Origin of the sequence: Mycoplasma sp. P36-A1 (assembly GCF_049478495.1) — a bacterium.
GTDB lineage: Bacteria > Bacillota_I > Bacilli_A > JAJDGJ01 > JAJDGJ01 > P36-A1.
On sequence record NZ_CP168083.1, the window covers coordinates 1642356 to 1654419 of the forward strand.

Annotated in this window: 6 protein-coding genes; 1 reads left to right on the forward strand and 5 read right to left on the reverse strand. The window is 23.9% G+C overall.

Features of this window, described 5'->3' with window-relative positions:
- Positions 1-71 precede the first annotated feature (71 nt).
- On the forward strand, positions 72-497 hold the full coding sequence (locus ACD762_RS08085) for a hypothetical protein (protein ID WP_423363481.1): 426 nt from the start codon (positions 72-74) through the stop codon (positions 495-497).
- 32 nt (positions 498-529) lie between these two features.
- Here the strand turns inward: ACD762_RS08085 and ACD762_RS08090 are convergent, their stop codons facing one another.
- The 5 genes from ACD762_RS08090 to ACD762_RS08110 all read right to left on the reverse strand — a co-directional run bounded on the left by ACD762_RS08090 (position 530) and on the right by ACD762_RS08110 (position 12063).
- Complete coding sequence (locus ACD762_RS08090; RefSeq protein ID WP_423363482.1) at positions 530-2533, reverse strand: MucBP domain-containing protein; 2004 nt, start codon at positions 2531-2533, stop codon at positions 530-532.
- 266 nt (positions 2534-2799) lie between these two features.
- A complete protein-coding gene (locus tag ACD762_RS08095) occupies positions 2800-4188 on the reverse strand; it encodes a MucBP domain-containing protein (protein WP_423363483.1) in 1389 nt (462 codons plus the stop codon).
- A 287-nt stretch (positions 4189-4475) separates the two neighbouring features.
- Positions 4476-7457, reverse strand: coding sequence for a MucBP domain-containing protein (locus tag ACD762_RS08100; protein ID WP_423363484.1), 2982 nt, complete (start codon positions 7455-7457; stop codon positions 4476-4478).
- Positions 7458-8143: 686 nt separating this feature from the next.
- Positions 8144-10057 (reverse strand): MucBP domain-containing protein, encoded by a 1914-nt coding sequence (locus tag ACD762_RS08105; protein WP_423363485.1) that lies wholly within the window; start codon positions 10055-10057, stop codon positions 8144-8146.
- A 1067-nt stretch (positions 10058-11124) separates the two neighbouring features.
- On the reverse strand, positions 11125-12063 hold the full coding sequence (locus ACD762_RS08110; protein WP_423363486.1) for an ABC transporter substrate-binding protein: 939 nt from the start codon (positions 12061-12063) through the stop codon (positions 11125-11127).
- Position 12064 lies beyond the last annotated feature (1 nt).

Genomic DNA, 12064 nt, shown 5'->3' on the forward strand with positions numbered 1-12064 from the left:
GCATATTGATACCTAATTATATAAAATTATATTATATTATTACATAAATATTTTGAAGTTGAGGTTAGTATATGTATTATAAAAAGTCTTTTTTATTATTATTGGTAGCTTGTATATCTATTGTTTTTTCTTCTTTTGTAGTATATGAAGATATCTATTCTAGTGAAACTATAGAACTTGTCGAATTTGATTCTATTGTAGATTCAGATTTTAAAAATACTAGTTTTTCAAAAGAAAATGCGTATTTAGAAGAAAATATCTTCAATGTATTATTTTATCGCTTATTCAAAAATAATAATTATTTAGTTGATGATTTAGCTAAAACTAATAAGATTATTTGTTTTAATAAAAATTTAGTTAATGAAAAACCCTTAAGAAAAAATATTAGACCAAAATACTATGTTTCAAATAACTATAATAAATTATATTTATCATTATTTATGTTTACAACCTTCTTAACTGTAGCAATATTATATACAAAATTTAAGAAATACTAAAAAGGAAGCAGCTAGCTTCCTTTTAGATTGTCTTAAATTTTATAATGCTTTTTGCTTAATAATACTAATATTGAGAAACTAACAAACATAATACTTATAAATAGAAATTCATTTCCTGTTTTTGGTAATTGTACTTCATCTTTATCCTTATCTGTATCATTATTAATATTCTCATTTTGCTTATCTTCATTTTCTGGTGTTGGTTTTGGAGTAGGTGTTTGTGTATTAGTTAATGTACTTTTATAGTAATAAGTAACATTGGTTGTTCCAACACTAAAAAGTCCACTTTCATTCCCTTCAACTTTAATAAATCTATAATTTTCAAAGTCTTTTTTTATAGTTGTGTACTTAAGTCCATCGATTGTTGTTTCATCAATTTTAAATAAGATTTTATTAGTATCTATATCTAGATATTTTATGACTAATTTAGCAACAAGTTCATCTTTTTTTATTGGATCTTCATCACTTATTTTTTGATAATAGTAATTAACATTTATCGTATTTCCACTTTGATCAACATTATCCATACCATTTGATCTAAGATACTTATATCCAGCTATTTCATATGGATTAGCAATCCACTTATCTTTTTCATTTCTAATATAAACATCTGAGCTTATAATACTATCTTTAGTAGTATTATCTAAATAGTTAACTATATATATATGATCATATGTTTTGTTTTCTTTCACATAATAATGATTAACATTAGTTACACCAATTTTGAAATAGCCTTCATTATTACCAATTGTTTTAATTAGTTTGTATCCATCAATTTCTTTAGCAGTTGGATTGTATTTTAATCCATCTATTGATGTATGTTCAATTTTTTCAATTATTTTTTGGGTATCAGCATCTATGTATTTCAAAATTAGGGTTGCTTTTAATTCTTCTTCTTTGACTGGAGTTTCATTGCTAATTTTTGAATAGTAATAATTAACAGTAATGTTGTCTCCATCTCTTTCGATGTTATCTTCACCATTTGATTTAAGGTATTGATAACCTCTTATTGTATATGGATTAGCAACCCAGTTTTGATCAGTTGTAACATATGTATCTGATGGTATTATTTTGATCAATGGATTACTACCTTTGTTTTCAATATCAATGTAGTTAACTGTATAGTTAATAGTCACTGCTTTTTCTTGCTTATAAATATATACTATCTCTGTATATTCCTTATCTGTAATTCCTTTAGACTCACCTTTAATTTCGACTAGTCTATAATTTTTAAAGTCTTTTTTATTTGATTTATACTTTATCGCAATATCAGAATTTTCTTCTTCAATTGCCAATATTTTATTTGTATCTAGTTCTTTATGTTTTACTACTAGTTTATAGTTTTTATCTACTACTTCTTCACTGTTGTTTACATCTTTTATTTTATAGTAATAATTGATATTTACATATTTACCATTTCTTATTACTTCTTTACTTGTTATGTTATTTAAATATTCATAGCCAATAATTTCATGTGGCTCTTGTATTAGAATTGCATCATCTTTTGTTTTATATGATTGATTTATTGTTTTTTTAGTTTCAGCTTCTAAATAATTAATCGTATAATCATATTCGTTATTTATTACATCTTTTTTATAGATAAATGTAATACTATCTAAATCTTGTTTGAAAACACCATTTATTGTTTTAGCTGCACCAATGAACTTATAACCATCTATATTTTTTGCAGTCTCACTAAATGAATTTGCTTCTAAACCAGTTAAAGCTTTTGAATCAATTAGGTTTCCATTTTCATCAATATATCTAATGCTTAAATTAATATTCTTTTGATAATAATTGATAATCATAGTATTATTATTTGCTTTTTTTGACTGTACATAAGTATAACCATCAATTTGTTTAATTTGTACTAATGAACTATTACTATCTTGATTTACTACTGTTGTTGTCTCTAAAAGTATTGCTTTTTGACTATTTTGATCAATGTAGGTATTTGTTACTGTTAAACTACTTTCTGTTACTTTATTTTCCACATCAGTATTTTTAGCATAGACTACACTTTCAGACCATATCATACTATTGAACGATATGAAAAAAATTAGTAATACAATTGCCCTTATACTTATTAAACCTTTGTTTCTCATAATTATCTCCCTTTGATTTATATTTTTTTAATTTATCTAATAAGATTACACATTATTTTATATTATTCTTCTCTAAAACTCACAATAATACCACTTTTATTACAAAATCTTGTAAACATTTTTACAATATGTAATGTTTTGAGCGAAAATAAAAAAAAGCGAAATTAATCGCTTTTTTGTAAGTATGTTTTAGTATGTTATTTTATTATTTTTTTTGTAGCTGTAAAAACAAAAACTAGAACAAGTAATGTAGTTGTTATTACTATTTTTTGATTACCTGTTTTTGGTAAATTTATTGCTTTTGATAGATTATATTTGTAACTTTCTTCATCTTTTACTTTATTATTTTTATTTTTTTCAACTTTATTATTTTCTAAATTGTTCTTGTCTAGTTCTTCATTTATTATATCTTCTTTATTTGTATCTTCTTTATTTGTATCTTCTTTATTTGTATCATCTTTATTTGTATCGTCTTGAGCTAGATTAATATCTTTATAATAATATATTACTTCTGTATTTCCAATTTTAAAGACACCAGTTTCATTATTTGAAGTTTTAACTAATTTGTAATTAGGTATCTTGGCAGCTATAGTAGTATACTTTAAACCATCAATAGTAGTCTCTACAATCGTTGGTTGCAATTCTTTGTTTGTATCAATATCTATGTGTTTTATAGTTAAGGTTGCAATTAGTTCTTGGCTTTTCTTTGGTGTTTCATCACTTATTTTTTGATAGTAATAGTTTACTGTTATTTTATTTTTATTACGTACTATATTTTTTTCACCTTCAGCTGGTATATATTTATAACCAGTTATTTCATAAGGATTTGCTTGCCATTTATCCTGTTCTTTTGCAATATAACTATCTGATTCTATTATTTGTTTATTAGTAATATTGTTTAAATAATTTACCGTATATTGATTATCATTATTATCTAAGGAATTATCTTGATCATTATCATCTGATGTTACATACTCATAATTATAACTTACAACTATTTGTGGTACTTGATAAGGATCTTTAAATATACAGTTTAAATAATAATTTAAATTGTTGTCTTGTGTAATTGTTACCGCACCAGGACTATCATAATTAACTAATTGTACAATTTTACTTTTTACTACTTTTACTTTTTTACCATTAATTTCTGTCTTAGATTTTAATAAATAGTTTTCTTCACCAAAATTCACGTTGTATGAGTCTTCATTTGCTAGCCAGTTACCATTAACATCATTATGAAGAACTCTTACTTGAACATGTGCATTTGGCTTTAAATTTGGTGTATATTGAATATAGACTATCTCATTTTCATTGCTAGGTGCAATAAGGTTTGAACTATCGACTATTTTATTAATATCTCTAATACTATAATCTAAGTTAAAAACAAATTTCTGATTAGCTTGTGCTTTAACTGTAGAAGGATTAGCAAAGTTCACTTTGTACTTACCTACTTGATAATATGGTTGTACTTTAAAGGTTATTTCATTCTTTTCATTACTCATTATATTACTTGCTTCAACATTATTTATTGTTGTTGTAATTACTAACATTAACACAACAAATAATATCTTTTTTACTTTATTCATATTTTTCTCCTGCTTTACTTATATTATTTACTATTTAATCATAACTTAAAACTATGCTTTTTAATATGACATATGTCACATACAGCATTATTGTTTTGCTTTCCTTACTTATTGTTTTTTTTAGACAAATTAAATAGACTATGTAATAAAGGAGTCTGATTTTATTGTTACATAGTCTATTTTTTATCTTACTTGCTTTACAAATTTATACAAATATATTATTTCATAAGTTGTATAGTTTATCTTGTTGTGTATAACTTTGTATCGTAAGTAATTATTAAATTGTTTTATTCCTTAATCTTTTTTATGCATGATATAACTATTGCTATTGCTACTAAAAGTCCTGAGACAATAAATGTTATATTACCAGTTACTGGTAATAATGTTTTTGCTGTTGCTGTTTTTTGTCCTTTTTCATCTTGCTTTTTATCTGTTTTGTTATTAGTATCTACTTTACTACTTTCTTCATTTGATATTTTACTATATTCAAAGACTACTTGATTATCGTTTTTAGTAAATACTTCACTTACTTGATCATTAGATGTTGCTAGAACATATCCTGAAATATTTTTAGCTTTTGCTGTGTATGATTCATTTACAAAACCATTTAATACAACATCTTTAGAAATTTCTTTTTTAGTTAGAGTATCTATGTATTTTATAGTACTTGTTGCTTTTTGTTTGTATACAAAGATTAGTTCTATATCATTATCTACAAATACTCCTACTGTTTTGGTATTTGCTTTTTCAGCTACATAAGAGTCTATATCAATAGGTACTTCAGTATACATATCATCTTTAACACCAATTACTTTTTTTGAATCAGCTATTTCAATACCATCTTGATCTTCATATTTAATAGTTAATGTAATTTCTTTTTGATAATATACATTTATTATTGAATCGGTATAAGGTTGAAAATGTGCAGTGTAAGTATATTTTTCTTCAGTTGCTTTATCTGGTGAAAATACTTGATAATTAGGAATTTCTTTTGCTTCTACTGTATATTCTTGACCAGCATTACCTTTAAGTATTTCTTGTTTTGCAAGTACTTCTCCTGTTTTTAAATCTAAATAATTAATTGTTGCACTACCTGTTTTAATTTCTTTTTTATAAACAAAAGTTAGTATTATGCTGTCTTCTTTTAAAACACCACTTTGATATCTATCTTTATCATCTATTGTATATCCATCAATAGTAAGTCCTACTTCATTATATTTTGAACCTGCAGCTTGTGTATTAACTCTATCTTCTCTTAACTTATTTCCTTGTTCATCAACAAACTTTGATGTTATTGTAGGTGCTGCTTTTATTTTTTTATAGGTAAATGTTTTAGTTACTTCTTGATCATTTACTGGTATTAGAATACTATAACTTTTATTATTATCAGCAATTTCATAACCATCTATATCAAGTGCTTTTTCTGTGATGTAAGAATTTTGATCTTCTTGTTTATCATATATTGTAACCTTTTGATTAGCTATTGCATTTTTTTGTTCATCTACATAATTAATAGTTACTTTTGGAAATTTTGCATATAATAATGTAATTTCTTTACTATCTGTAGTATATTTTCCTTTTAGTTTTGCATCATCTTTAGTATAAATAAAAGTATATCCTGTAATATTATTTTTAGGTATGTTATATTCACTATCTATTGCACCTGAAAATGTTTTTGCTTGAGCTATTTCACTATTATCTTTGTAATAGACATATTTTACATTTACTGTACCAATATTATCATCTTTTTTATAAACAAATGTTTCTGATGATCCTTCTTTTTTATCTACATATTTAGAAGTAATGCTATCTTTTGCACTAGTTAATGTATATCCTGCAATAGTAGCTGCTTTAACAGTATATTCATCATTTACATAACCATTTGTTTTAGTTGCATCTTGAATTACATTTTGATTTTCATCAACATAATTGACTGTTAAAAAAGTATTCTTTTTATATCTTTTAACTATAACTTTTTGATCAGCTGTATCTTCATTAGTAGTATCAATAAAAGTATATCCATTTATATCCTTACTTTCAGCTAAGCTTGCAGCTTCTTCAGATTCTTCTATTCTAATTTCTGGAGCTATAGCGCTTTTTGTATAATATTCTACATACTTAACTATGGTTTTGGTTGCTCTTTCATTTTGCACTTCTTCTGGAGTTTTAGTTGGTGGTGTTATTTCATTGTTAGCTTTGTAATAAAATGTTACATCTTCATCTTTAGTAACTGTTAATACTGTATCACCTTGTGTGTATTCTGGTAATAAAGTATAATCATCTAATTCCATTGCTGTTGATGTTACACCATCACCTTTTGTATATGTGTAAATATCTGCAGGATAGATATCTTTTCCTGTTGCAATATCGACATAGAAATTACCTATTTGATAATTAGGAATAGTTGCATCTCTACCAACATTTGGACCTGTATGTGCTGCATCATAATCAGTTGTATAGTAAAGGGTTACACTCATAACTTCATAAGTAAACTTATTGATTAATGAACCATTATTACCATTAAAATAGTATCCTGAAACATCTGGAATATAGATATTGTATTTTTCTGATATCTTACCTGTTATTTCTTTGAATGGTTTTATTACTTTATTACTATTTTTATCTAAATAGTTAACAATAACTTTTGCTTGATAATCATTACTAACATAATATAGATTTACATCAATGTTTCCAGAATTAAAAGTTACATTTAAACTAGATGATTTATCTTTATAAAATGTATAGTTATCAATAGACTTAGCAGTTATTGCTTTAGTTTCACTTTCTTTTCCTTTGATCACTTCATCAGTAGCTATTGCTTTTTTAGTTGCATAATCGATGTATTTTATAGTAATACTACCTTCACTAAGTATTTTTTTATAAATATATTTAACTTGAATAGTATCTTTTGTATATGTACCTTCAATTGCTCCTTCAACTTTTACAAATTCATAATTACTTGGAACAGTTGATAAGGTTGCATCTAATTTATAAGCAGTGTCTACATCACCGCTTATTGTTTTATTAGTATTTGCTATTAAATTATTATTTTCATCATATGCTGCATACTCTACTGTTCCTTTCTCTACAGCTTGTTCTGGTACTGGTGTAGTCTCTGAATTCTTTTCTGGTTCTGTTTCTGTTTGTACTTCCTGCTTATTTTCTAAAGTATCATCGGCATAAACATTTGTATTATTTATTGTTGTAATACTAAATGTTAATGTCAAAGCTATAAATAGCTTTAGAAATATGGTGGGTTTTTCACTCATTTTAATTGCTCCTTTTTAATTAATTTTTCTTAATATTTGATATTTACATAGTATAATTTCTTCTTAAAGTAATCCCTCTTTATTTATATACATTCATTATAGTTATTAATTTAATTAAGTAAACATTTTTATTTAAAACTATATATTTAGCTAATTAATTTTTAAATATTATTCATTTTTATACTGTATTTAGTTAATGTTTTGACTGATTATTAGTATCAATTTAGACTTTTGTGCTCAATTATCTTAGTAAGTTTCTTTTATATACTAATTCACATTTGAACAACCTATTTATTTTTAAGTTTAGTAATTTATTGAATTATATTTTATATAAAAAATTTCATATACAACATCAAATATTGTAATAGTTTTCACTGATGTGTCACTTTTTTATTATTAGTATGTATATTTAGATACAATAATATTTATTATTATTTAGTCTAATTATTAATTAGTCTATTTTTTTATATTTTAAAAAAAGTTGAAAAAGTAATACTACTTTTATGAAAGTTTTATTTAGAAATAAGTAGTATTGTTATAAAAATGAGCTATATTATTAATAAATATCTATATTTTTTAACTATCAACACTAACTTTAGTGTTTTTTACTCTATATTTTTTTATTTTCATTTCTTTTATTTATATATTATTTATCTAAAGTTCTTCTTGTGAATTATTTTATTTTTCTACTTTCTTGATCTTATTTTTTTTAGGATTAATAAGGCACAAATTATAGCTAAGACAGTTGCCATCATTAATAGTTGACTACCAGTAACCGGTAGTTTATTAACTATTTTTAATTTTTTATTACTTATTTCTTTTTTTATTTTATCAGATACTTTTTTACTAGTTTTTGGCTCATTAACATTATTAGCTTTAACATTATTTAGTTCATATTCAAAATAAATAATTTTTTTATTTTCAGTATAAATTCCATTTACTTGTGATTGTTTAGATACAAGTTGATATTGATCAATAGTTATAGCATTAATTAAATAACTAGCATCTATGTATCCATTTATAATATTTTCTTTAGCAATTTCTTTTTTGCTTACACTATCAATATATTTAACTGTAATACTTGCTTGTTCTACACTTGTATTTTTCTTATATCTTAAATTAATTATATTATGAGTAGCATCTTTAGATAAATCAGTCTTAATAAAGGTATAGCCAGCTATTATTTTGGGATTATTCATAATATTATTCTTGTCTTTTTCATCTATTTTAATAAAGGGAGCTAATGCACTTTTAGTATCATAATCAGTATATTGAACTTCTGTTTTAGCTTCTCTTTCTTTTATAATTTTTTCTTCTGTTTTAGTAGTAGGTGTATTAGTATTTATTGGTTTGTAATAGAAATAAACGTTTCTATCTTTATTTATGATAGCCTTTATTTCACCTTCAGTTTTAACTAATGTATATCCTTCAATTTCCATTGGTAATGAATTTGATGATTCTCCATCTAGTCTACTATATATATCGGCAGGATAAAGATCTTTTCCTGTTGTTATATCAATATAATAGTTTCCTAATAGATAGATTGTTTTAGTATTTTGATCATTTATATTTGAAGATGTATGTGCTTTTACATAGTCTTTGGTATATAAAAATGTTACTTCTCTATCTTCATAAGTGTAGTTACCTTTTTCATCACCAATCTTGCCATGATAATAATATGTTGGGATATCCGGGATTAAAACACTATATTGAGTATTTATCTTACTTGTTATTATCTTATCTTCTTTAATAGTATTTTTAGTTTCATATTCTTGATATTTTATAATTACTTTACTTTGATAGTTTTCAGATACATATTTAATTAGGACTTCATTATTATCATTTGAAAAGTTAGCATGCATATTAATGCTTTGTTTATCTAAATAAATATAACCAGGAATTGTCTTTACATTTTCACTGATAGCATTACCTACTATTCCTGTTTTACTCTCTGATGTTTCTATTTCTTTGTTTGTACTGATATCAATATATTTAATAACTGCTGTTGCATTTTCTTCTACTTTTTTGTAGATAAATGTAATAGTTATTTCTTGTTCTGTACTTGGATATTTTTGTGTTTGTATATTTTGATTATCTTCTAATTCATATCCTGTAATAGGTATTGCACTTTCACTAAAATCTTGGTTGTCTTGATTATTGGGTGTATTAAAAACTTTATCATTTGCAAGTTCATTTTTTTGATCATCAATATATCTTACAGTAATTTTACCTAATGCTGCATATTCTAGTTGTATTTCTGTTTTAGCTGATGTATATGTCCCCTTTAAGACATTATCTTCAATAGTATAAGATGTACTTGAAGACTGTAATGAATACCCTGTTATATCCTTTAGACTATACTCAAATGATGTATTCATAGTTCCAGCTATTGTAATATCATCCTCAATTTTCACTTTTGTCTTAGAGTCTAGATATTGTATATGAACATAACCTTTACTTTGATCTAGACTAAATCCAGCTACACTTGTATCTACTGTCTCTGTATTTATATTTTGTGCATTAATATAAAGTGAATTTGATATTAAAATAGCAAGTACTAATGATATTACTTTAAATATGATCCTTTTTTTAGCTCTCATATTATCGACTCCTTTAAATATTTATAAAAATAAAAGACTATTATTAAATATGTATTCAAAAATAGTCTTTAATATATTACTTTATTAAATTCAACATGTGTGATGAATATTCATTTTGAAGTATAGTAATTTGTTTGTGTGAGTATATTGATTTAATAAAGTAATTTTAATCTTTTAGTGTTATGTAATAAAAACTATATTAAATATTTAATATTAATTTTTGGTGTAATTAAGATAATTACAATGCAGTTATTGCTGTTTAATATTAATATCTTAGTAGTGATTTAACCTTACATATCCACTTTTGGTACTACACCCACATTATATATAGCTAAAAAAATTTAGTAAATAGCCTTATTTAAAACTATATCTTGATTTAATTGAACTTTAAACAATCATTATATTTTTATAGATTTGTGTTCTTATTCACAAGTATTTCAATGTGAAAATACGTAATTAATACATAAATATTAATTAAGTTTCTATTTATAACTATGTGTATTTTATGTTATTAATATATTTTTTAACTATCTATATTTCTTATACTTTTTTATCTAGTTTATGTTTTTCATTATTTTACAATTAATAAGAATAATAACCATACTTATCACATATTTATGTGTAAATAACTAAAAGTATGTTTGTGATTATTTTATACTATTGTTACATTTAATATCTATGTTAATAATTGATAGATATTCAATATATATATTAAACAAGTTGCTTATGGCTTTGTATTTTTATGAATATAAAATAAATAGAAATTAATATTTATTAGGATTGTAACCACTTTCTTTTAACAAATTAACTATTATTTAAATTACTGAATTTTTATTTAAGTTTTTAAGTCTTAAGATGGTTCATGACTAAGCGTTTATTAATTATATTTGTTTTTATTTTATAAATGAATAGACATGTTACTTTATTTATTGTTTAGCTATGTTGTTTTAGTGAATATTATTTGAAGTAATCTTTTTTTGTTCTTTATCAACTTAATGTATTATTAAATTTAGGCACAAAAAAACTAAGATAATTTGTAATCATTATCTTAGTTTTTTTGTAATATATTATTTAATAAATAAGTCTTCTACATTTACTTCTTTTTCAATCATTTTGTTTTCTAGCATAAAATCTGCTGTTTTTTGCATATCTTTTTTATCTTGATCTGTTACTTCAGTTGAAAAATCATATTGTTTATACATTGTTTTAACTGCTGCTTCATCTAAATCAAGTTCTTTAGCTACTTTTTTGATTGTTGCATCATGATTTTCATCCATGTATTTTAATATTTCTTTTTGTGTATTTCTAAATATTTCTACGGCTTCTTTATTATTATCATAAAATTCTTGTGTTACTGCTACAACAAGAGTTGCATTAATATAACCTTTACCTGTTGTTACTAAATTTAAACCACTTTTTTCTGCATTATAAGCAGCAGCTCCAGCTACAAGTGATGCATCTACACTTTTGTTTGATAATGCTGCCATAGCATCAGGAATAGTCATATTAACAAATTCTACATCATCTAAAGTTAAATCTGCACTTTTTAAGTATGCTACTAATAATTCATGTAGAACTGTTCCTTGAGGTCCTGCAATTTTTTTACCTTTTAAATCTTTAGCTGATTTTATACTTTTGTCATGTGAAAATATAGTATATGCTTCACTTGATCTACCATACATATCTAGTATCTTTATGTCAGCACCATTAGCTGCAGAAAGAATTACAGAAGTACTACCTACACAATTAAGTATTTGAACATCACCAGATGCTAATGCTTGTGTTTGCTCAGGACCTGTAGTTAAATTAGAATAATCAAATGCTATATCTTTTTCTTTTAATGCTTTTTCTAAATATTTTCCATCTTTTTCAATTATACTTGGTACATTAAGTGGTGCACTAACATATGTGGCAACTATTTTATCTAATGCTTTATTATTATTTGAGCATCCTACACTTACTACTAATAATAAAGCTAAAACTAATATTTTTTTAATATTTTTCATT